Below are 22,269 nucleotides of genomic sequence, written 5' to 3'. Positions count from 1 at the left end.
CTCAGGCATGGCGCCGAAGTTCGGCATCTGCACGGGCGGCAATGCATTTGGAATCGACGCGATATCGCCGACGGTCTCGACGTCGACGGCGATCACCGACACCACGGCGGTCACGACGACCAACGCGATCAGTGTCGCGAACGCCTCCAGCGCCTTGATGAAATAGAACACGGCCCAGACCGCGACCGTGCCGAGCGCCACCAGACATGGCGCCAACTGCCATGAGCCGAAGTGGATCAAGGCATCGACGAACTTGCCGACGGTGTTGTGACTGTCGGGCCGGTAGCCGGTGGCGTCGTGGATCACCCCGGCGATGATCTGCAGTGCGATACCGGTGGTGAAGCCGGTCATCACGGCGTTCGAAACGAAGTTCATCATCGCCCCGAAACGCAACAGACCGAACAGCAGCATGACGGCGCCCGCGACGAGCACCAGCGCCGCGATGTTGGAGGGATCGGTCGGGTCGAGTCCCGCTGCGCTCAACACGCTCTGCGAGGTCAGGGCCAGCGCGCTGGTCAGCGTCGTGACCATCAGGACCGTCCGGGCGAACATCGACCCGACGATCGTGGATACGACACCTGAGTAGAGACCGGCGACCGGGTTGAACCCGCCGATGCTGGCGTAAGCCATTCCTTCGGGAATCGAGAACAGCCCGGTGACCAACCCCGCGATCACGTCACGAAATCGTGGGCGCCCCCATGACCGAAACCGGCTCACTCATCACAGCCTGCCACCGCGGTGAGTTCTGTCAGCCGCTTTCAGCCGCCCTCTTGATTGCGGCGAGCGTGGCGGGGATGCCGCTCTCGGCCGCCGCCCGACGCTTCTCGATCTCGGCGTCAGCCTGATCACCGAACCGCTCGCGGAAACCCTCGATACCTGCGGGCAGGAAAATCCATTCCTCGGTGAGCAGCGAGCCCGCTCCGTAGGGCGCGAAGGTGAAGCACCAGTACACCCAGCCGTTGTTGACCTCCCATGCGAACCTGCGCCCGGGCTCGGCGGCCACTACCTGACTGCGGGTCTCCCAGGTCCGTTCCGGAGTCTCGTTGCGGCCCGTGAACCATGCGCCTTCGCGCGGGCCTGCGCCCTCGTCCCACCAGCATTCCCGGCAGACGGGACTCCACTCCCCCATCCGCGTCACATCGGACACCATCTCGTAGAGGTCCTCGGGTGTGGCTGCCACGTGGACTGTCTGCGACATATTGAGATCGCTCATGGGTCGAGTGTGTCAAAGAGCTAAGTTGGAACGCGTTCCACTGCGTCGAAAGGGCAACTGTATGAGCAACGGGCGAGTGGCTGTCGTGATCGGTGGTGCGTCCGGCATCGGCTGGGCCAGCGCACAGGCGCTCGCGGCCGACGGCTGCCGCGTCACGATCGCCGACCTCAACGCCGACGGCGCGCGAGAACGGGCCGCCGAACTCGGCGAGCCTCACACCGCTGCACAGGTCAACGTCACCGACGAGACCTCGGTGCAACGCCTATTCGAAGAGATCGGTCCGCTCGACGTCGTGGTGAACTGCGCGGGATTCGGCAGCCTCGGCCTGATCACCGACCTGTCGGTCGACGAGTTTCGCGGAGTCGTCGATGTATGCCTGAACGGATCGTTCATCGTCGCCAAATACGCCGGACAGAAGCTGCGAGCGGGCGGCTCACTCGTGTCGATCAGCTCGCTCAACGGTCGCCAGCCTGCCGTCGGGATGAGCGCCTACTGCTCGGCCAAGGCCGGGCTGTCGATGCTGACCCAGGTCGCGGCGCTGGAGTGGGGGCCGCGCGGCATCCGGGTCAATGCGGTGGCGCCCGGTTTCGTCGATACGCCGCTGACGGCGGGCTCGTCGCTCATCCCGGGCCTCGTCGAGGACTATGCGGAGAACACCGCGCTCGGGCGTGCGGGTAAGCCGGAGGAGATCGCGAACGCGGTGGTGTTCCTGTGTTCGCCGCAGAACTCGTGGCTCACCGGTGAGGTGCTTGATCTCAACGGCGGCGCACACCTGAAGAAGTACCCGGATGTGCTGGGGCACGTGATGAAACTGGCGGAGGCTCAGTGAGTTTCGCCGGCAAGCAGGCCATCGTCACGGGCGCCGGGTCGGGGATCGGCGCAGCGTTGTGCCGCGCGCTCGTCGGCGCAGGCGCGCATGTGGTGTGCACCGACATCGACGGTGAGGCCGCCGAGCGGACCGCCGCTGCACTGGGTGGCGGGGCCCGCGCAGCACGACTCGACGTCACGGACGCGGGGGCGGTGCAGGCCGTCGTCGACGACGTGGTCGACCGCGCCGGCCGACTCGACCTGATGTTCAACAACGCGGGAATCTGTTGGGGCGGCGACACCGAGTTGCTGACGCTGGACCAGTGGAACACGATCATCGACATCAACCTGCGCGGCGTCGTCCATGGCGTCGTGGCGGCCTATCCGCTGATGCTGCGCCAGGGCCACGGCCACATCGTCAACACCGCGTCGATGGCGGGCCTTGCCGCGGCGGGCCAGATCACCAGTTACGTGACGACCAAACATGCCGTCGTCGGGTTATCGATGGCGTTGCGCTCCGAAGCGGTCCCGCGCGGCGTCGGCGTGCTCGTGGTGTGCCCGGCCGCCGTCGAGACGCCGATCCTCGACAAGGGCGCCATCGGCGGATTCGTCGGCCGTGACTACTTCCTGCAAACTCAGGGCGGCAGGCCGTACGACGCCGACCGGTTGGCGCAGGACATCCTGCGCGCGGTCGAGAAGAACAAGGCGATCCTGGTGAAGCCGCGGATCGCGCGCGTTCAATGGTTGTTCGCCAGGATGGCCCCCACTCTGCTGAATCGCATGTCGATGCGGTTCATCGAGGGTCAACGGGCCAAACAGGTCGAGGCGCGAGCGAAAGTTCTGTAGAAATAGCGCGTGAACACCGAATTCACGCTGACACAGAAGCGTGCGCTTGCGGTCGCGACCGTCGTCGCGATCGCCTTCGGCGCGTACTTCCTGCGTGGGTATTTCATTCTGATCGTGGTCGCCGCGGTGGCGGCCTACCTGTTCCAGCCGCTCTACACACGGCTCAACAAGAAACTCGGCGCGGGATTGTCGGCGACGCTGACGCTACTGGCCGCCTTCGCCGCGGTGATCGTGCCGTTGAGCCTGTTCGTGTTCCTTGCGGTCATCCAGATCACCAACATGGTCGAGCGGGTCGCCGTCTGGGTCGAGAACACCGATCTGTCGGCCCTCGGCAACCGGTCGTTGGCGTTGGCCAACGAATTGCTGCACCGCGTGCCGTTTGTCGACTACACGATCACCCCTGAGTCACTACAGAATTCGATGACCACCGTCGCTCAGGAAGTGGGCAAGTGGTTGCTCGGCCTACTCCAGGGCGCCGCCGGCGGCGCATTCGGTGCGATCACGGCGGCCATCCTGTTCCTCTACGTGTTCCTGTCGCTGCTGACCAACCGGGATAAGGTGCTGCTGCTCATCCGGCGACTGAATCCGCTGGGCGAGGAGATCACCGACCTGTACATGTCGAAGATGGGCGCGATGGTCAAGGGCACCGTCATGGGCCAGTTCGTCATCGCCGTCTGCCAGGGCGTCGCAGGCGCCGGGTCGATCTACCTCGCCGGATTCCACCAGGGCTTCTTCCTGCTCGCCGTTCTACTGTCGGCGCTGTCGGTCATTCCGCTCGGAAGCGGCATCATCACGATCCCGTTCGGTGTCGGAATGATCCTGTTCGGCAATATCTACGGCGGCATATTCGTGATCCTGTTCCACCTCATCGTGGTGACGAACATCGACAACTTCCTGCGCCCCATACTGGTTCCCCGCGCTGCCCGCCTGGACTCGGCGCTGATGCTGCTGGCGGTGTTCGCCGGAATCGCGATGTTCGGCGCGTGGGGCATCGTGATCGGCCCGGTGCTGATGATCATCATCGTCACCACCATCAGCGTGTATCTGGCCGTTTACAAGGGTGTGCCGATGGATCAGCCCGACGAGAAAGACACCAAACCCAAGAAGCGAAACCCGGTGTGGCGGTTGGGCCGCCGCATCAAGCAGAAGCGTGAACAGGCCAAAGAAGAAGCCGAGACCGAGTCCGAGTCCGAGTCCGAGAAGGACGAAAAGTCGCCCGCGGCTACGTCAAGCGCTGATTGAAGAACTCGACGACGCGCTTCATCGCGTCGTCGGTGGGGTGGCCTTCCTGCTCGCGGCGCTCCAGGGTCAGCACGGAGTGCGCCATCTTGCCGAACCCGTGCTCGTTGCCCTTCTTCGAGTTGATCTCGATGACCTCGAACGCATCGCCGAGCCGGTCTTTGAGAGTCTTGAATCGTTCGGCAGGCACCAGCGGGTCCTCGCTGAAGCGCAATCCCAGCGCGCACAGTCCCTCGTTGGCAGCGCGCCGCTGCACGATCTTCAGCTCGGCTTCCGACAGGCCCGGGTCGCGCCGCTGTTTCGGCGTCAGCGGAAACGGCAGCGATGGCTGGCTGAGAACGGGCGCGAGCACGCTGTCGTCGACCGCAGCCGCCAGCGCGAAACCGCCGGTGAAGCACTGCCCGATCACGCCGACGCCCTTGCCCGGTGTCTTCTCATTGAGATCGCGGGCCAGCGCACGCAGGTAGTGCGCGACCGGACGGTCGGCGTTGGTCGCAAAACCCGCGAATTCCTTTGCCACACAACCACGCAACATGACCGGGACCGCGCCGGGACGCATCGCCGGCGCTCCGGGAGTGCCGAACAGCGACGGTATGGCCACCGTGAACCCGTTGTCCACCAGATGATTTCCCAGCGCGAACACGCCAGGATGGGCGCCGGGCATCTCCGGGATCAGCACCACTCCGGGACCCTCACCTCTGCGATACACGTCATGGGTGAAGCCCGCAGCGGCGAACGGCGAAACGGTCCAGCCGGTGAGGTCTGCTTCGAGCATGGCCATGACGTCTCCTACTTGGTAGGCAGTGGAGCGGCGGTCTGCGTCGCCGCAGCCAGCGTACGGAACTCGTCGGTCGTAGCGGCCCCGGTCAGCGCAACCTGCGCCGGCCCCGTCGGGCCGTTCAGCCGCGTCGTCCACAGGGGCTCGGCGGGCCGCCCCTCCCGATCTCCGCCCTCGTAAACCACCCACGTCACGCCGTCGACGTCCTCGGCGCCTGTCGGGCGCACGTCGGGTCGCAGCGAAGCGACGAGCTTGTCCTCGTCGGCGTTGCTCTGCGTCAGGCTCACGTACATGCCGCTAGGCGCCAGAAAACCGACCGTCGAGCTGACCGCTCGCAGGGTCTCCCCCGATGTCGGATCGATGCGGCCACCGTCGATGCCGTTCCTGCTGCCGGAGTTCGGTTGCCAGCCCTCGGGCAGCTGCGGCACCCTGATCGGGATCTTGAGGGCCTCCGCGTCGGCTTGAAGCGCGCCGGGTGCGTCGTAGGTCGGCACGGGACCCTCGGCGGGTCCGCTGGCCTGAAACGAGCACATCCCCAGCACCCCGGCCAGCACGACGCAGGCCACTATGAGCGGTGCGATCGACCAGAACATATCCCGGCCGTCCTGCAGTAGCCGCGACTTCGCTGGCCGCGGAGCCGGAGCCGGTTGGGTGGTCATGGTCGCCAGTATCCCAGGTCCCAAAGGGCGGGGGGCTAATGGGACAATCTGCCCATGACACCCGCGCGCGGTGAAGCACCCGACCGTAACCTCGCCCTTGAACTCGTGAGAGTCACCGAAGCCGGTGCGATGGCAGCAGGACGATGGGTAGGCCGCGGCGACAAGGAGGGCGGCGACGGGGCCGCCGTCGACGCAATGCGTGAGCTGGTCAACTCGGTATCGATGCGCGGTGTCGTCGTGATCGGCGAGGGCGAGAAGGACAACGCGCCCATGCTCTACAACGGCGAAGAGGTCGGCAACGGCGACGGGCCGGAGTGCGACTTCGCGGTCGACCCGGTCGACGGCACCACCCTGATGAGCAAGGGCATGCCCAACGCCATCTCGGTGCTCGCGGTCGCCGAGCGCGGCGCCATGTTCGATCCGTCGGCGGTCTTCTACATGAACAAGATCGCCGTCGGCCCCGAGGCGGTGAGCGCGATCGACATCACCGCGCCGATCGGCGAGAACGTCCGCGCCGTGGCCAAGGTGAAGGGACTGTCGGTGCGCGACGTCACCGTGTGCATCCTGGACCGGCCGCGCCACGAACAACTCATCGCCGACGTCCGCGAGTCGGGCGCCCGTATCCGGTTGATCTCCGACGGCGACGTCGCGGGTGCCATCTCCGCGTGCCGCCCCAATTCGGGTACCGACATGCTGGCCGGCATCGGCGGCACTCCCGAGGGCATCATCGCCGCCGCCGCGATCCGCTGTATGGGCGGCGCCATTCAGGCCGTGCTGGCACCCACCGACGACAACGAGCGTCAGAAGGCCATCGACGCGGGCCATGACGTCGACCGGGTGCTCGAGACCGAGGACCTGGTGTCCGGGGAGAACGTGTTCTTCTGCGCCACCGGCGTCACCGACGGGGACCTGCTGCAGGGCGTGCGCTACTCCGGCGGCGGTTGCACCACCCAGTCCATCGTGATGCGCAGCAAGTCCGGCACGGTGCGCATGATCGAGGCCTACCACCGCCTTTCCAAGCTCAACGAATACTCTGCGATCGATTTCACCGGCGACAGCAACGCGTTCTATCCGCTGCCGTAACCGCAAACACACCGAAGAACAGGGAGCACAAATGCCCGACAGCGCTGCGGAAAGCACCGAATACCGCATCGAGCACGACACTATGGGCGAGGTCCGGGTGCCGATCAACGCGCTCTGGCGGGCCCAGACCCAGCGTGCGGTGGAGAACTTCCCGATCTCCGGTCGTGGGCTCGAGCGCACCCAGATCCGCGCACTCGGCCTGCTGAAAGGCGCTTGCGCACAGGTCAACAAGGATCTCGGTCTGCTGGCGCCCGACAAGGCCGACGCGATCATCGCCGCCGCAGGCGAGATCGCCGACGGTCTGCACGACGACCAGTTCCCCATCGACGTCTTCCAAACCGGTTCGGGCACAAGCTCGAACATGAACACCAACGAGGTCATCGCAAGCGTCGCCGAGCGCAACGGCGTGAAGGTGCATCCCAACGATGACGTCAACATGTCGCAGTCGTCCAACGACACGTTTCCCACGGCAACGCATATCGCAGCCACCGAAGCCGCGGTACGCCACCTGATCCCGGCGCTCGAGGTCCTGCACGAGTCGCTCGACTCCAAGGCTCACCAGTGGCGCACGGTCGTCAAGTCCGGCCGTACCCACCTGATGGACGCCGTCCCGGTCACGCTGGGCCAGGAGTTCAGCGGCTACGCCCGCCAGGTGGAGGCCTCGATCGAGCGGGTGAAGTCGACGTTGCCGCGGCTGGGCGAACTGGCCATCGGCGGGACCGCGGTGGGCACTGGCCTCAATGCCCCCGATGATTTCGACCAGCGCGTCGTCGCCGTCCTCACGGAGCTGACCGGCCTGGCCGAACTGCGCGTCTGCGCAAACCATTTCGAGGCCCAGGCCGCCCGCGACGGGCTGGTCGAGGCGTCCGGAGCGCTACGCACCATCGCGGTGTCGCTGACGAAGATCGCCAATGACGTCCGGTGGATGGGCTCTGGTCCGCTGACCGGCCTCGGTGAGATCCAGCTCCCGGACCTGCAACCCGGCAGTTCGATCATGCCGGGCAAGGTCAATCCGGTGATTCCGGAGGCGATCACCCAGGTCGCCGCGCAGGTCATCGGGAATGATGCCGCGATCGCTTTTGGAGGCGCCTCGGGTGCTTTTGAACTCAACGTCTACATCCCGATGATGGCGCGCAACCTGCTCGAATCCTTCAAGATCCTGACCAACTCGTCCAAGCTGTTCGCGCAGCGCTGCATCGACGGTCTGGTCGCCAACGAAGACCGCCTGCGCGAGCTGGCCGAGTCCTCGCCGTCGATCGTGACGCCGCTGAACTCCGCGATCGGCTACGAGGAGGCCGCCGCGGTCGCCAAGCAGGCGCTCAAGGAGAAGAAGACCATCCGTCAGACCGTGATCGACCGCGGGCTGATCGGCGACAAGCTGTCCCTCGAGGAACTCGACAAGCGTCTCGACGTGCTGGCGATGGCGAAGGTCAAGGACGGCGAGCGCTAAGGGAGTACAACCGCTGCGTAGGGGGTACAGACACACTGCCACCGCCGCGACCTGGCCTGTCCTGGGCGTCGTGCGGTGCAGGGGTTGTGTCAGTTGTCTACGTGCCGGGAATTGTGGATGCCGGAGGTTGGTCTACGAGGCCGCCCGACGGAGGATCGTTCGGTCAAGACGTTCTTGACCTCGACGACCGTCGGGCCATCCGCGCTGCTAATCGAAGGCGAGCCGGGAATCGGCAAGACCACGCTGTGGTTGGCCACCCTCGAGGAGGCAGCGGCTCGAGGGTTCCGGGTGCTGTCCACGCGTGCCGCGGCCGCTGAATCCGTTCTTGCGTACACCGCCCTGGCGGACATGCTCGACGACGTCGACCCCCGCACGTGGGCGGACCTGCCCGCACCCCAGCTGCTCGCGGTGGATCAGGTGCTGTTGCGGGCAGGCTCGGGTGAGGTGACCGACCAACGCGCCGTCGCGGCCGCGTTCCTCGCCGTCATCGAGCGCTACGCCGAAACCGGCCCGTTGCTCTTGGCCATCGACGATCTGCAGTGGCTCGACCTGTCCAGCGTGCATGTGATCGCATTCGCCGCGCGGCGCCTCACCGGACCGGTCGGCATACTCGGCAGCGTGCGCACCGAGGTCCACGACGGCGCCAGCGCGGCATGGCTGCAGTTGCCGCACCCCGAAGCCCTGACCCGTATTCGCCTCAGCCCATTGAGTATTCGCGAACTGCACTCCGCGGTTTCGTCGCGCCTACAGCGGCCCTTCGCACGGCCCGTAATGGGGCGTATCCATCAGGTGTCCGGCGGAAATCCGTTCTATGCCATCGAATTGGCCAGGGCGCTGGACGACGTGGAGCGGCCGGCAAAGACGTTCCTGAGCTAAGCGACACCGCCAAGAAGTTCGAAATCCAGTCCCGCGAGGAAGCCGCCGCCTATCTAGCACACGAGGTCCTTGGTCCACGACTGCATCAATGTGCGCAGTTGGTCGTCCGGTCCGGAGCGGTCAACGCGAACACGCTGATGGGCGGCTTCCCCGACGACCGCAAGCTCAGATCGTCGATGACCTTGTTCGCGGAGGTAGCCAAGAACGGCGGGGACGACGCGGACTTCGTCGCGGTCATGCTCAAGTACTTCCGCGGCGAGCGGGACGCGAATACACTGCGGCTTTTACAATCGGCGTCGGCAGCAACGCCCGTCGAGCCGCAGAATCCGCCGACGCGAAAAGGCCGACGACGGTGGTGGCCATTCAGTCGCTGCACAGACTGATCGGCGCAAAGCTCCCTACACCTGCACAATCGCGCTCCGATCGAACCTGCACCTCCATGAACGGGTTACAAGACGGGCCCGGCAGCGCGACAGGCATTCTGTCGTCTTGGATCCAAGCCGCTGCCAGACCGCTACAACCGGTCGGCGCATCGAGACGGATTGCTTCACGCGGCTGCTTTCTGGCGGGGTCACCCGATAGCCTGACGGAGGCGCAAGGGGGGCAATGGCGGGCGAGAATGACCTATCAGATTTCCCGTTGAACCGGCTTGGGGTGTCAGCATGAGAATGTTGCTGCCTCGGCCCTTCGTTGAAGCCGCATTGAACGGGCGTCACGATAAGCCAGTGTGGGGCGACATCGGTGCTATCGAGAACGCCGAGTGGTGCCTGACAGTCAACTATCCCAAAGAAGTTGTCCAGTCAGCTCGCGACCAGATGGCACAGCAGACGAGTGAGCTGCGCGATCTTGTATTCACCGCACTCGACCCCAAGTCAGCGGCGGGTCGTGCGCGCACCGAGAATCGTTGAGATCGCTAGGGTACTGATGTCAGACCGGCTCGTCACTCCAACCAAGATCACTGCGTGGCTCGACTGCCCTCACTACCTAACGCTCCGCAACCAAGTCGAAGACGGGCAGCTACAAGCACCGCCTCCCACCTTCGGTTCGTTCGCGCGACTTGTTCAGCGCAAGGGCGAGATTCACGAACTGGACTGCTTGGCCGAGTATGAGCTCCAAGGAAAGCATGTTTATCCGGTTCCAGGTAGACGGACGAACGAACATGAATCGTTCGAAGCTTGGGTCAAGCGTGTAGGTAATCCGCTCGCCGATGGTCATGACGTCCTGTACCAGATGCCTTTTATCCACGACAGTATCCGCGGGATCGCTGACTTCGTCGAGCGGGTCGAAGACCCCGAAAGCGGCGATGTCTCGTATGAGCCGGTCGACGCGAAGTTGTCGCGTTCCGCCGCCAAACCAGGCCACGTATTACAGCTGTGCTTCTACGCCGACGCCATTAAGGCATTGACCGGAGCGGACCCTCGTCACATGCACATTTGGCTGGGATCGGGGCGACGGGAAACTCTGCGGGTCAATGAGTTCCGACCCTACTGGCGCCGCTTGCGTGCACAGCTTGCGGTGGCGATCTCCGCGGATGTCGCGGCAGACACGCATCCCGAGCCGTGTTCGCACTGCGAATTCTGCGAGTTCGCAGCTTTGTGTGATGCCCAATGGCGCGAGGAAGACTCGCTGACCTTCATTCCCGGCATTCGGCCGACGGAGCGCACGCTCCTGAGTGGATCCGGCGTGACGACAGTGGCGGAGCTGGGTGTGCTCAACCTGCAGCTATCTGGAATTCGTCCCGAACGACTGCATTGGCTTGTGCAACAAGCGGCCCTGCAGGTGGAAGCAAGGCTGAACGATCAAGCGACTCCGCCCTTCACGATGATCGATCTTGGCGAAAACCCCCTGAGAGATCACGGATTCGCGAATTTGCCTAAACCCGACGACGGCGATGTGTTCCTCGACTTCGAGGGGCACCCCTTCTGGCGGGCACACGCTGGACTCTTCTTCCTATTCGGACTCATCGAACAAAGGCAGCCAGGAGGCTGGGCCTACCGAGCGTGGTGGGCACATAATCCGGATGAAGAAGCACGAGCAGTTGTTTCGTTGATTCAGTACCTCACGATGCGCCGTTCCGATTATCCCGGCATGCACGTCTACCACTACAACCACACCGAGCGCTCCGCGCTGCAAGGGTTGACCGCCATCCACGGCGTCGCGGAGCAGGAGTTCGGTCGGTTGGTTCGGGCTGGGTTGTTCGTGGACCTCCTAGCAGTGGCCCGCAAATCGTTCCAAGTCGGTGTGGAGTCATACAGCCTCAAGTTTCTGGAACGCCTCACCGGCTATCAACGCAGCCACCTCATCGATAAGGGCGCTGGAGCAGTTGTCCAGTATGAAAAGTTCATGGCGACAAACGATCCCGACGATCTCACCAGCATCGCCGCGTACAACGAGGACGACGTGCGTGCGACGCGGGCGTTCCGCGACTGGCTTATCACGCAGCGGCCCGTGACGCTGCCGTGGCCGGAGCCCAACGAGAGCGACAACGATCTACTGGAGAAGATCGACGAGCAGATCGCGGAATTCCATGCGTTCGAGAAAGAGACGCCCGACCACCTGTTGGGTGATCTTCTTGGCTACTGGACCCGCGAGTGGTGGGCCTACCTTATGCCGAAACTCGCCGACCTCCAACGGGATCTCAGCTCGCAATTCGATGACCGCGAAATCATCGCGGCATTAAAGCCCTTGGGTCTGCGCCCCAGGACTGGAAAGAACGGGCAAGAGCTGGAGTCGCCTGCGATGCGCTTCTTGTTCCCGCCGCAGAGGGTCGACGGGTTCCCGCACGGCGATGAGAGTCTGCTGTACTCGCTGCCCGACGGAACCTGGAAAACGACAAGAATCGATCGGCTGGACCTCGAAGCCAGAGAAGTTGACTTGGTGTGGGCCGATCAACAAGCCGAATCCGAACACGTCCCTACAGCCGTCGTCCTCCATACGTGGATTCGTACAGAGCCAAAGCGTCTCGCCCTGTCAGACTTCGCATCACGGCTACTGGAGGGCGACAGGGCTAATCCCGCGACCGAGGCGCTCCTGCGGCGCGAACTGCCCCGATTCGCGGAATCGGGCGGCCCGCCCAACGCGTTATTCACCGACGACCTCGCCGAGATGAAGAACTGGGCACGGAATCTCGACAATAGCTACGTCGCAGTGCAGGGGCCGCCGGGCACCGGTAAGACGTACCGCGCAGCTCACATGGTGCACGCGCTGGTAAGTGCGGGCAAGCGCATCGGCATCACGGCGTTCAGTCACCGAGCGATCGAGAACCTGCTCCGCGAAATCGTGAAGGTGTTCGGTGAGTACGGCGATCTTGAACGACTGTGCGGCGTGCGAAATCAGACCGGTGACAAGATCGTTGGCTTCCGAAAGGGCAACGCAGGTGTCGCCGCGCAACTGAAATTCAACGTCGTGGCCGGAACGCCGTGGCTGTTCTCCAGCGAGAAGCTACGCGCTTCGCCGGTCGACGTGCTGATGATTGACGAGGCAGGGCAGCTTGCGTTGGCGGACGCGTTGGCGGCATCAACGTCCTCACGAAGCATGATCCTGCTCGGCGACCCGTCGCAGCTCCCGCAAGTTATGCAGGCGGTACACCCGGGCGGAGGCGGCCGTAGCGCGCTCGAGCATGTTCTGGGTGACGAAGTGACGATGCCAGCTGATCGGGGCCCTTTCCTCGCGGAGACTCGGCGTATGCATCCGGACATCTCGAATTTCATTTCCGAGGAGATCTACGGCGGACGGCTGACGTACCACGAGAATTGCCGGAAGCAGACGACCGTCGCGGGTACCGGACTGCGCTGGGTTGCAGCCGAGCATCTGGGCAACAGCACGTCTTCGGTCGAGGAAGCGGTACTAATAGCCGACGCAGTGACTCGACTGGTCGGGACGCCGTGGACCAACTTCAACGGTGAGATCAATCCGCTGACCGTGCGCGACTTCATGGTCGTAGCGCCGTACAACGACCAGGTCCGGACCATTAAGCGCCTGCTCGACAGCAACGCGCGCAGCGCCGGAGTGCCCGTTGGCACCGTGGACAAGTTTCAAGGCGGGCAGGCTGCGGTCGTGTTCTTCAGCATGGCCACCTCGTCAGGAGCGGACATGATCCGTAGCGCCGACTTCTTGTTTTCGCGCAACCGCCTGAATGTCGCTATCAGCCGGGCCCGGTGTTTGGCGTACCTCGTGTGCACAGAGGGACTGTTGAATGCTCGAGCTCGAACGGTGGAGGAGATGCGACTCATTTCGACACTCAATGCGTTCGTGGAGCGGGCTCAGCGGTAGACGAACTGGTCACCACGCCAATCGGCTCCTCAAAGACCTTGCGAGGCCTCGATCAGTCGCCGATAAATTCGAGCGGCATTCGGGTTATCCTCAGACCGCCACCCACGCAAAATGCGAAGGTGTCTACATGTACCCGCAGTGGAGTTACTTCCCTCGGAATACGCGCTCGCCGGAGTGGGGTTGGCAAGATCCTTTCCGTCGTCGGAGCCGCTGAGTCGACGATTTCCACGATCGACGCTGCGACCGGCTTCAAGAGCGACGACGTGCTGAAAGCGCTCGGCGCCGGGTTGGCGGAGCTCGGGTTCGCTGTCGAGACGGCTAAGACCAAGGACGCGAAGATACGGCGGCCAGTCCTTTTCGGCGAAAACGGTACGTCGAGGGTGGCGTACGAGATCGACGCATTCCACGACGAACTCGGAATAGCTGTCGAAGTCGAGGCCGGCCGAGGAGCCCACAACAATGCCGACTACCGGGACATAGTGAGAACATCCCTGATTCTCGACGCGAAGTTCCTCGCACTACTGATGCCGATTAATTACCGATACTCCTCTTCGGCCACACCCGCCTACCGAAACACGCTCGGCCAACTCGACGCGATCTATGCATCAGACAGGTTGAAGCTTCCCTTTCACGGAGTCCTTCTCGTCGGCTACTGATCCGTGCCTCGGGAACGAGCAACAGCAACCCGACCGCGTGGCAATCGCGCAGTGATGTCCCCCTCCCCAGCTATCGTTACAGCGTGGCGACGCCTCCATCCAACCCCCGCAAGCACACGGGGTACGGCGTGCGCCTGGTCCGAGGGCCATTCCTCAAGCTTCCGCCCCACCAAGAGCACACCGACGACGCCGAAGTCTTTCTCAAATATGCGAAGCGCCTCAAGCGCACGGGGGCGCCTTTGGCGGCTGATTTCTTCAGCGGTGCCGGCGGGCTCAGTCTCGGGTTGGAGCAGGCGGGGTTCAAGGTGATCTTGTCAGCTGACCACGAACCTTTTGCCATCCGGACCCACGCCCACCACTTCGGCGGGATGTCTGTCGACTGGGACCTGTCGGATCCCGATGTAGTCAAGCGGGTCGCCGAATTGGTCACGGCGGCTGGAGTGGATCTCGTCGCCGGTGGCCCGCCCTGTCAGCCATTCTCGAAGGCTGGGCGTTCGATGCTGCGATACCGGGTTCAAGAGGGCCTGCGTGATCCACACGACGAGCGGCGTGATCTTTGGCGCTCCTTTCTGGAGATCATCGACCGGTCGCGCCCGAAAGCAGTCTTGATGGAGAACGTGCCGGATATGGCACTCGACCGAGAGATGTTCATTCTCCGGAGCATGGTCGAGGAGCTGGAGCAGATTGGATACTCAGTCGAGGAACGGGTTGTAGATACCTGGCGGTATGGAGTGCCTCAGTTCCGCCAACGGCTGATTTTGGTGGCGCTGCGCGACAACATCGAGTTTCGGTTCCCCGAAGAGACGGAAGACAAGGTATCGGTCTGGACCGCCATCGGTGACCTGCCGGAGGTCGAGGGCGGCTGGCGCCCAGAGGGTGGCGAGTACGGCTGGGCCGAATATTCAGGGCCCGTGACCGATTTTCAGAAGGAAATGCGAAGCAAGGTTGCGCCGGCCGACGAGAACAAGGTATTCGACCACATAACTCGCCCGGTTCGTGAGGACGACCGCTTGGCATTCGAATCGATGACTCACGCATCGAAGTACACGGACCTCAGCAAGGAACATCAGCGCTACCGCGGCGACATCTTCGACGACAAGTACAACCGCCTCAACGAGAACGACCTTTCTAGGACTATCACCGCGCATATCGCGAAGGACGGATACTGGTACATCCATCCCCGCCAAAGCCGGACTCTGACAGTTCGCGAGGCGGCACGTCTTCAGACCTTCCCCGATCATTTCCGGTTCGACGGACCCCCTTCAGCGGCGTTCCGCCAGATCGGCAATGCCGTTCCACCCCGTCTTGGATACGTGATGGGAGCGGCAATTCGCGACTCGCTTGGCTCGCCGAAGGACGCCGGAATCAGTACGAGGGAGACGGCGGAGCGGCTCGCCAGATTCTGGCTCGATGGCGATCGCGAACAGGCGCTACCATGGCTTCGCTCATCATCCCGCTGGCTGCTGATAGCGGGCGAAGAACTGCTCGATCGCGCGCCTCGGAACCTCATGAAGCCTGTGTGGAAGCTTCTGCTGAGCAATGATCGCCCGTGGAAGTTGCGAAAGCGCCAACGGGATGAGTTCGCCGACGATCTGGCGCTCTTCATCAACGGTTCCGGTCGAGAACAACGGCTCGCACGAATTCTCGCCTTATTAGGTGAATTGTCGAAGACCCCTGAGGCGCTGGACGGACCAGCAGAAACTCTGCGCTCTGTCCTGGGCTTGGCTGAGTCGGTTGCGGACCTGGCGATACTCGCGACACCTCGTGAGTCAACAGCCGACCGAGACTCCGGGCCCGAAGAGCCAGTTCTGGTCACCAAGGGAGTGCTGCGGGTAGCGAGCCGTTTTCAGGAAAACGACGTCGATCGTAGGAACCGGCTCACCGATGGTCGCCTTGCCGTCGCCCGGATGATCGGGATGGGAGAACATTCCCGCAATGCGCACCTAGGACTGATCGAACTGGCGAATCTCTGGTGCCGCCCCGTCGATCCAGTGTGTCCCGAGTGCCCGATCAATGCGCACTGCCGCGATGGGCAACGCAGGCGCGACGACAAGCCGACGCTGTACGATTGAGTGTCAGAGCCCGAGGGATTTCGCGATCGCCGGCTCGGATTTCCTGAGCTCAGCGGCAATCTTCTTGAAGGCGCGAATCTCGCCCACTTCCAAGGCAGCGCCTTTCAACGCTAGGCCCACGTCGCTTCCCCCAGAGAAGCTGTCAGTAATCGACCGGTCACGTTCGTGCTTTGAATTCGTCGACTTTCTGTACAGATCGTCTGCGAGGCTACAGATCTCATTGATGGGTCGCTCGATCATCTGACGAAGTTGTCCTGGCACAGAAACGCGCATCTTGGCGACGTTGATGTTGAATGCCTCATCGAGGTCGGTGTCGAATTCGACACTCGCACGCGCCAGCTTCGTGTGTTCGTCGATGCTCCGGATTCCAGCCCAACCGCCCCATTGCACTAGCCGCCCAGCGCGATAGATATACAGCCCCTGCTGGCGATTCCATTTCAAAGGTCCGGAAAGCCGCTCGAACTCATTGATAGAACTGAACTTGTCGCGCCCAGGGAGCACAAAGCGTCGAAGCGTGACCGTGCCGGCGATTCCGCCGTTGTCGATCTCGAATCTCTGCTTGGGCAGCTCTCGAGTTTCCATCTCTCGCCGCGCATACGGATCCCACGGCTTGAGCTTCTGGCCGTTGACGGTGATTACGAGCCGCTCTCCCGATGCCTCGCCGCTGAGAAACTTGTGAAAAACCATGGCCAGATGCTCGATCACCTTCTGCGGCAACGTCTCAAATCGGCGCCTAGCCCATCCACCGCTGGCATTATTCGTTGGCAGGACGCGGTCCAACTTCTCCCAGATCACCACTGTGCCCGGTGCATCCTCCAAGAGGTTGCGCGCCCGTTCTATGGCGACGTTTCGGTCAGGTTCAATGATGAGCCAGTCGTCGTACTCGGCGACCAAGTCCAAGTCGAGCTGTCGAGCCTGGATCACTCGCCGGCCGTTCGATGTTCGAGTCACCACAGTAAGGCACCGCCCCTGCGACAACGAAGCCGTCTTGAGACCGAGCCCGTAGCGTCCTAAATCGCCCCTCCCGTATGAACGTCGACTTCCGAACCGCATCGCCTCCGTGAGACCGTTGAGCGTCATGCCATGGCCGTTGTCCGCGATGAAGACCTTCGACGACTCGCCCTCAAACTCGATGAGCACGTCTACTTCTGTCGCTCCAGCCGTGATGCTGTTGTCGACTAGGTCGGCCACCGCTGAGCTGAAGTCGTACCCGATATCGCGGAGCGAGTCAGTCAGGCGAGCGGCCGACGGAGTTACACACGTAGTACGGCGTGGCATCCGTCTCTCCCTTCGTTAGGAACAAAATCTCACGACGGTCTGTCATATTTCTTTTGACCCGCCGGAGGACTTAGGCGTTCCCTCCACTTTCGGTGGATCTCGGCCGCGGCCGCCGTAGGGTCCTCGTGTTCCCAGACGTGGATGGCAACCCATCCGATCTCTTCAAGCTCCCGATCCTTGCGTCGGTCACGCTCGACATTGCCAGCGAGTTTTGTCGCCCACCACGACGCGTTGTTCTTCGGAGCCGTCCCGTGTTGCGGGCAGCAATGCCAGAAACAGCCGTCGACAAAGACAGCAATCCGGGCCTTAGTAAGAGCGATATCCGGCGTCCCAGGCAGTCCGCGAAAGTTCACCCGAAACCGAACACCGAGTCGGTGCAACTCGCGGCGGAGGGCGATTTCGACGCCGGTGTCTCTACGAGGCATCGCACGCATCTGTCGCCTGACGACATCATTCAGCGGCGCTGGCACAGCCTTACTCGAGCCGTCAGTCTTCCCGAAGTTTCGCCGTGTAATCACCGAGATCCATTTTGCACCGCGAACACTGCATGCAGACCCGAGGAGTGCCCTTGTGCTCGAAGAACGTCTGTACCGGAATGATCTTGGACCCACGCTCAATCCGCCGCGCGCATCAGTAACGTTGACTATCGTTGCTGGAGAGGATGAGGTTACCGCCAGGGGCTGACCGGGTAACCGAGTTCTTTAGTCTTTGTGTGCTCGATCGGGTGGAAATCTTTTGGACTGGGAAATAGCTGAACCGAGTCCCGATGCGCTGGTGGAATCACTCCGCGCGTTCGGGTACTCGCCTGAGGCTGCAGTCGCCGACCTAATCGACAACAGCATCTCTGCAGGTGCGCGCGAGATAGACGTGCATTTTCACTGGAATGGCACGGCGTCAGCGGTGGCAATCCGCGACGACGGGCGAGGCATGGACGAGCGCACTCTATTCAATGCGATGCGTGCAGGGAGCACGAACCCGCTCGAGGAACGGGCCGAAGCAGATCTGGGCCGATTCGGCCTAGGGCTAAAGACGGCTTCCTTCTCGCAGGCTCGTGAACTGACCGTGCAGAGCCGGACCCGTGGATGCAAAACCACTGCTGTCCGTAGATGGGACTTGGATCTAATTGCGAAGACAAGTGAATGGCGCCTCCTGCTCACAGAGCCACCTGAAGTTTCAGTTCCTCAGCTGACAGGCCCCTCAGGGACCGTGGTCCTGTGGACGAAGTGCGACCGGCTCGTCGGCGATGCCGACCGCCACGAGTCGAAAGCGCATGCACGGTTCAACGCCACTATCGACCGCGTGGCGAACCACCTTTCCGCGGTATTCCACCGGTTCATGATCGGACGCGGCAAGGTTGCCATCGCAGTCAACGGTGTGAAGCTCCACCCATGGGATCCGTTTATGGAGGACAATGACGCGACGCAGCACCTAGGCGTTGAGCGGCTGACCCTCCGCGACTATCCGGTAAAGATCACTCCGTTCGTGCTCCCGCATCGATCGAAGTTGACAGCCGCCGAACAGGCAGTCGGCGCTGGGGCCGCCGGATGGAACCAACAGCAAGGTTTCTATATCTACCGCAGCAACCGTCTCTTGTTGCAGGGTGATTGGTTGAGTCTCGGGTTTTCGAAGGACGAACACACGAAGCTGGCACGGATAGCCGTGGAATTTCCGGCATCGCTCGATCATGACTGGCAGGTCGACGTCAAGAAATCGTCCGCGCGCGCCCCAGGCCCACTCCAGCAGGATCTGAAGCGAATTGCGACAGCAACACGGCGACAAGCCGAAGAGGTCTACCGACACCGCGGCAAGATCATCGCCAGGAAGGCGTCTAAAGACTTCGTGATGGCGTGGCATCAGATCAAGACACGTGACGGCGAAGTTAAGTACAAGATCAACCGGAAGCACCCAGTAATAGAGACACTGCTCCAGTCGAGTGGCGACAGACAAGAAACCGAGCGAGGGCTCCGCTTCATTGAAGAAACCATACCCACGACCCTCGTAGGCGTGGCGATTGCCGATGCACTCGACCAACAACCAGCCCCGTTCGGCCAGAGCCGTTCCGAGCTAAACAATATATTGCGCTTTGCGTTCGATGGGTTAGTTCAAACCGGCCTGAAACCGGGTGAGGCGCTCGACCGCATTGGCGCTGCCGAGCCGTTCATCCAGTATCCGGAGGTAGTGCAAGCATTCAGGGATGCCGCCGATGGATAGCGCGCTTCAAGATGTCCGCTCGATGACGATCGTGATGCTTGATCGTGCAGTTGAAACGAAAGAGCCGATCACTGAGGTGCTCGTTCGCAACTGGGTCTCGAAGTTCGCCGACATGCTGAAGGTGGATGTCAGCGACAACGGTCCGGCTATGCAACTCGTGGAGGAGCTGCTGCGCGACTACCGAACCCATGTCGGAGAATGGAATTCACTCGGAGACGACGCTAACCACGTCCCATGGCTCACGGAGCGAAAGGAGTCCGTCGTCGAGTGGCCGTTTTGGGACCGGTATGCACGGTATCTGCGTGACCACGTCGGCCTACCCTCTTCCGCAGTTCAAAACGTCAATGATGTCACGGATGACATTCTCAGTCGGCTCGAGGCACCTGACCGTCCAGGATTCTGGGACAGACGAGGTTTGGTGTCAGGGCAGGTGCAGTCCGGTAAGACAGCCAATTACACGGGACTTGTTGCGAAGGCGCTCGACAGTGGTTACAAGCTTGTCGTCGTGCTGGCCGGGGTCCACAACAGCCTCCGCAGCCAGACACAGTCACGAATCGACGCCGGCATCCTGGGTTTCGATACCCGAAATCAGTTGCGATTCGACCAGGGCACGGAGAACAGCCGCATCGGCGTAGGCCGGTTGGTCGGCCCCTTCCTGCCGGTAAGCTCGTTCACCTCGTCGAGGGACAACGGCGACTTCAAACTCAATGTCGCACAAAACGTCGGCGTCGTCCCAGGCGGCAGCGATCCGATCATCCTCGTCGTCAAGAAGTACAAGTCGATCCTCGAGAATCTGTACAAGTGGGCTACGGCGCTACGCATGGAGACCGATCCCGCGACCGGCAAACCCACTGTCCGCGACGTGCCGGTCCTGGTCATCGACGATGAGGCCGACCACGCGAGCGTCGACACCAGCACTAATAAGCAGGACCCAGAAGCTGCAGAGACCGATCCGACGACGATTAACAGGCTGATTCGCCAGTTTCTCAACACTTTTCAGAAATCGGCCTACGTCGGCTATACCGCAACTCCGTTCGCCAACATCTTCATCGACCCCGACGCATCGCATCGGCATGCCGGCGAAGATCTTTTTCCGCGAAGTTTCATCATCAACCTTCCGGCACCATCGACCTACGTCGGTCCGGCGCGCGTCTTCGGTCTGATGCAGGATTCCACCAACGCGATCGATCGCGTGGATCCTCTCCCTATCGTGCGCGAGATCATGGATAACCAAATATGGTTGCCCGACACCCACAAGTCGGACTTCGGGATTACGTCCCAGATTCCGCCCAGCCTCCGCAGAGCGATCGTCGCGTTTATCATCGCTGGCGCGGTTCGAAGTCTTCGAGGCCAAGCGTCGGTGCACAATTCCATGCTCATCCACGTCACACGGTTTACCCGTGTTCAGGCACAAGTGCGTGATCAGGTATCCGAAGTCTTGCAAGACATGACCGCCCGGCTGAAATACGGCGAAGGCGCGCAACCTGAGTTGTACAGCTTGGCGAAGAACATCTACATCGAAGACCATGTTCCGACGACAACGAAGATGTCAAGCAGGGCCGACGTCGCCGATCTCGTTGGGGCTTCACTGCCCTGGGAAATAGTCTGGTCCGAAATGAGCGACTTCGCCAGCCAGGTACGCGTTCACGCAGTGAACGGAACCTCAGCGGATGCGCTCAACTACATTGACCACCCTGAGGGCTTCAATGTGATCGCGATCGGCGGTGACAAACTCTCGCGAGGCCTCACCCTCGAAGGTCTCACCGTCAGCTACTACCTCCGCGCGAGCAAGATGTACGACACTCTCATGCAGATGGGACGGTGGTTCGGATACCGGACTGGCTACCTTGACGTATGCCGCCTCTACACCACGCCTCAATTATCGAAGTGGTACACAGCGATTACTGCGGCGGCTGCGGAGCTCCAGGCCGAGTTCGATGTCATGGCGATGTTGGGGCGCACTCCTGAGGACTTTGGACTCAGGGTCCGGCAACACCCAGACGGACTGCTGGTGACATCTCCGACGAAATTGCGTGGGTCCAAGTCGGTGGCGATCAGCTACTCGGCCACAACGACTTCCACGGTCACTTTCAGCCTAAAACACGTCCAACGGAACTGGGCTCAATTGGAATCGCTCCTCGAAGGATTGCCGGGCGACCCACACGACAGGCGCATCGGCTTGCAGATCTGGCAAGACGTACCACCAGAGGTGGTTCTCGATTTCCTAGAGGGCTACGGACCCGACGACGCAGCGATCCAGTCCAACCCGAACGCAATCTCGCGCTACATCGGTGACCGCCTCTCCGATGATGAGCTGACCTCCTGGACGGTAGCGCTAGCTGACATCCAGGGTGATGAACAGGCGCCGCCGTTCACCATTGCTGGCCGGAAGTTCTGTGCGACAAGGAGAAAGCGCATTCAAGCCGGCGACGGGCGGATGACGTTTCGTGTCATTACAACGCCGCGTCACGAGCTTGTCGATCTCGAAAAAGACTCTCCGAAGTGGCACAAGCTTCTCGAACAGACGGTGGCTGCTTGGGAACATAGCGCGCGAGTTAACAAATCCGCGAAACCGCCAACGATCCCAAGCGGTCTTCTCGAGCGTCAGGCGCGAGATCCGAGACGCGGCGTCTTGCTCCTCTATCCGATAGTGCCGCTCGGCATCGACGAAGGCCTCTGGAATGACGGACAAATGGACTCGACAACGCCCTTGGTGGGCTACGGCGTCGCTTTCCCAGGTTCGGACAAAGCAAAGCCAGTTGTCTACCAAGTCAATAAGGTCTTCCTTCAGCTCGAGTTCGGCGTGTCAGATGAGTGACCACTTTGAGA

At 62.2% G+C, this 22,269-nt stretch carries 18 protein-coding genes and 1 pseudogene; 13 read left to right on the top strand and 6 right to left on the bottom strand.

What is annotated here, in order from left to right; all coding sequences use genetic code 11:
- Positions 1 to 54: 54 nt before the first annotated feature.
- Positions 55 to 630: pseudogene (locus G6N36_RS30160) on the bottom strand (SulP family inorganic anion transporter); the annotation flags it as partial.
- 118 nt (positions 631 to 748) lie between these two features.
- Positions 749 to 1,213, bottom strand: a complete 465-nt coding sequence (locus G6N36_RS26055) for an SRPBCC family protein (protein WP_163689602.1) — start codon at positions 1,211 to 1,213, stop codon at positions 749 to 751.
- 61 nt (positions 1,214 to 1,274) lie between these two features.
- On the opposite strand from G6N36_RS26055, the gene G6N36_RS26050 reads away from it, so the two are divergent.
- From G6N36_RS26050 to G6N36_RS26040, 3 genes are read left to right on the top strand one after another with little or no spacing between them, the layout of a single operon-like run.
- A complete protein-coding gene (locus tag G6N36_RS26050; protein WP_163689601.1) occupies positions 1,275 to 2,042 on the top strand; it encodes an SDR family NAD(P)-dependent oxidoreductase in 768 nt (255 codons plus the stop codon).
- Positions 2,039 to 2,866 carry an SDR family NAD(P)-dependent oxidoreductase gene (locus G6N36_RS26045; protein WP_163689600.1) on the top strand — a complete coding sequence of 276 codons (828 nt, stop codon included), beginning with the start codon at positions 2,039 to 2,041 and terminating at the stop codon, positions 2,864 to 2,866. Before G6N36_RS26050 ends, G6N36_RS26045 begins: the two co-directional genes overlap by 4 nt.
- Before the next feature lie 9 nt (positions 2,867 to 2,875).
- Positions 2,876 to 4,108 (top strand): AI-2E family transporter, encoded by a 1,233-nt coding sequence (locus G6N36_RS26040; RefSeq protein ID WP_163689599.1) that lies wholly within the window; start codon positions 2,876 to 2,878, stop codon positions 4,106 to 4,108.
- On the opposite strand, the gene G6N36_RS26035 is transcribed toward G6N36_RS26040, so the two are convergent.
- Positions 4,089 to 4,886, bottom strand: coding sequence for a dienelactone hydrolase family protein (locus G6N36_RS26035; RefSeq protein ID WP_163689598.1), 798 nt, complete (start codon positions 4,884 to 4,886; stop codon positions 4,089 to 4,091). The two genes, G6N36_RS26040 and G6N36_RS26035, sit on opposite strands and share 20 nt — an antisense overlap.
- Positions 4,887 to 4,894: 8 nt before the next feature.
- Positions 4,895 to 5,542, bottom strand: coding sequence for a DUF4245 domain-containing protein (locus tag G6N36_RS26030; RefSeq protein WP_163689597.1), 648 nt, complete (start codon positions 5,540 to 5,542; stop codon positions 4,895 to 4,897).
- A 54-nt stretch (positions 5,543 to 5,596) separates the two neighbouring features.
- On the opposite strand from G6N36_RS26030, the gene glpX reads away from it, so the two are divergent.
- The 8 genes from glpX to dcm all read left to right on the top strand — a co-directional run bounded on the left by glpX (position 5,597) and on the right by dcm (position 15,951).
- The gene (glpX, locus tag G6N36_RS26025) at positions 5,597 to 6,625 is read left to right on the top strand and encodes a class II fructose-bisphosphatase (protein WP_163689596.1); all 1,029 of its coding nucleotides are present in this window, start codon (positions 5,597 to 5,599) and stop codon (positions 6,623 to 6,625) included.
- 31 nt (positions 6,626 to 6,656) lie between these two features.
- Positions 6,657 to 8,075 carry a class II fumarate hydratase gene (locus tag G6N36_RS26020; RefSeq protein WP_163689595.1) on the top strand — a complete coding sequence of 473 codons (1,419 nt, stop codon included), beginning with the start codon at positions 6,657 to 6,659 and terminating at the stop codon, positions 8,073 to 8,075.
- Between the two features lie 117 nt (positions 8,076 to 8,192).
- Entirely contained in the window at positions 8,193 to 8,951 is a 759-nt protein-coding gene (locus G6N36_RS26015) for an AAA family ATPase (protein WP_235690184.1), read from the top strand.
- Positions 8,897 to 9,334 carry a DUF1810 family protein gene (locus G6N36_RS30400; RefSeq protein WP_407938944.1) on the top strand — a complete coding sequence of 146 codons (438 nt, stop codon included), beginning with the start codon at positions 8,897 to 8,899 and terminating at the stop codon, positions 9,332 to 9,334. The genes G6N36_RS26015 and G6N36_RS30400 overlap by 55 nt, the downstream gene beginning before the upstream one ends.
- A 342-nt stretch (positions 9,335 to 9,676) precedes the next feature.
- Entirely contained in the window at positions 9,677 to 9,859 is a 183-nt protein-coding gene (locus G6N36_RS26005; protein ID WP_163689593.1) for a hypothetical protein, read from the top strand.
- Positions 9,837 to 13,223, top strand: coding sequence for a TM0106 family RecB-like putative nuclease (locus tag G6N36_RS26000; protein ID WP_235690183.1), 3,387 nt, complete (start codon positions 9,837 to 9,839; stop codon positions 13,221 to 13,223). Before G6N36_RS26005 ends, G6N36_RS26000 begins: the two co-directional genes overlap by 23 nt.
- Before the next feature lie 119 nt (positions 13,224 to 13,342).
- Positions 13,343 to 13,879: a hypothetical protein gene (locus tag G6N36_RS25995; RefSeq protein ID WP_163689592.1), complete on the top strand. Its 537-nt coding sequence runs from the start codon at positions 13,343 to 13,345 to the stop codon at positions 13,877 to 13,879.
- Between the two features lie 83 nt (positions 13,880 to 13,962).
- A complete protein-coding gene (dcm, locus tag G6N36_RS25990; protein WP_163689591.1) occupies positions 13,963 to 15,951 on the top strand; it encodes a DNA (cytosine-5-)-methyltransferase in 1,989 nt (662 codons plus the stop codon).
- Positions 15,952 to 15,954: 3 nt separating this feature from the next.
- Here dcm and G6N36_RS25985 read toward each other — a convergent pair whose 3' ends face one another.
- Positions 15,955 to 17,229, bottom strand: a complete 1,275-nt coding sequence (locus tag G6N36_RS25985; protein WP_163689590.1) for an ATP-binding protein — start codon at positions 17,227 to 17,229, stop codon at positions 15,955 to 15,957.
- A 29-nt stretch (positions 17,230 to 17,258) separates the two neighbouring features.
- Positions 17,259 to 17,663 (bottom strand): very short patch repair endonuclease, encoded by a 405-nt coding sequence (locus tag G6N36_RS25980; protein WP_163690916.1) that lies wholly within the window; start codon positions 17,661 to 17,663, stop codon positions 17,259 to 17,261.
- A gap of 301 nt (positions 17,664 to 17,964) precedes the next feature.
- On the opposite strand from G6N36_RS25980, the gene G6N36_RS25975 reads away from it, so the two are divergent.
- Both G6N36_RS25975 and G6N36_RS25970 read left to right on the top strand, forming a co-directional pair.
- On the top strand, positions 17,965 to 19,440 hold the full coding sequence (locus G6N36_RS25975; protein WP_163689589.1) for an ATP-binding protein: 1,476 nt from the start codon (positions 17,965 to 17,967) through the stop codon (positions 19,438 to 19,440).
- The gene (locus tag G6N36_RS25970; protein WP_220096932.1) at positions 19,424 to 22,258 is read left to right on the top strand and encodes a Z1 domain-containing protein; all 2,835 of its coding nucleotides are present in this window, start codon (positions 19,424 to 19,426) and stop codon (positions 22,256 to 22,258) included. The genes G6N36_RS25975 and G6N36_RS25970 overlap by 17 nt, the downstream gene beginning before the upstream one ends.
- Positions 22,259 to 22,269: the final 11 nt, after the last annotated feature.

Source organism: Mycolicibacterium gadium, from assembly GCF_010728925.1.
Taxonomy (GTDB): Bacteria; Actinomycetota; Actinomycetes; order Mycobacteriales; family Mycobacteriaceae; genus Mycobacterium; species Mycobacterium gadium.
The sequence above is the reverse complement of the archived record's forward strand: the minus strand, read 5'-3'. Positions and strand labels throughout refer to the sequence as shown.

Excerpts from the sequence above, each read along its gene's own strand:
- G6N36_RS26015 (WP_235690184.1), top strand. The coding sequence starts at position 8,193 with ATGCCGGAGGTTGGTCTACGAGGCCGCCCGACGGAGGATCGTTCGGTC.
- glpX (WP_163689596.1), top strand. The coding sequence starts at position 5,597 with ATGACACCCGCGCGCGGTGAAGCACCCGACCGTAACCTCGCCCTTGAA.
- G6N36_RS26035 (WP_163689598.1), bottom strand. The coding sequence starts at position 4,886 with ATGGCCATGCTCGAAGCAGACCTCACCGGCTGGACCGTTTCGCCGTTC.
- G6N36_RS26020 (WP_163689595.1), top strand. The coding sequence starts at position 6,657 with ATGCCCGACAGCGCTGCGGAAAGCACCGAATACCGCATCGAGCACGAC.
- G6N36_RS26050 (WP_163689601.1), top strand. The coding sequence starts at position 1,275 with ATGAGCAACGGGCGAGTGGCTGTCGTGATCGGTGGTGCGTCCGGCATC.
- G6N36_RS26030 (WP_163689597.1), bottom strand. The coding sequence starts at position 5,542 with ATGACCACCCAACCGGCTCCGGCTCCGCGGCCAGCGAAGTCGCGGCTA.
- G6N36_RS25985 (WP_163689590.1), bottom strand. The coding sequence starts at position 17,229 with ATGCCACGCCGTACTACGTGTGTAACTCCGTCGGCCGCTCGCCTGACT.
- G6N36_RS25970 (WP_220096932.1), top strand. The coding sequence starts at position 19,424 with ATGCCGCCGATGGATAGCGCGCTTCAAGATGTCCGCTCGATGACGATC.
- G6N36_RS26055 (WP_163689602.1), bottom strand. The coding sequence starts at position 1,213 with ATGAGCGATCTCAATATGTCGCAGACAGTCCACGTGGCAGCCACACCC.
- G6N36_RS25980 (WP_163690916.1), bottom strand. The coding sequence starts at position 17,663 with ATGCGTGCGATGCCTCGTAGAGACACCGGCGTCGAAATCGCCCTCCGC.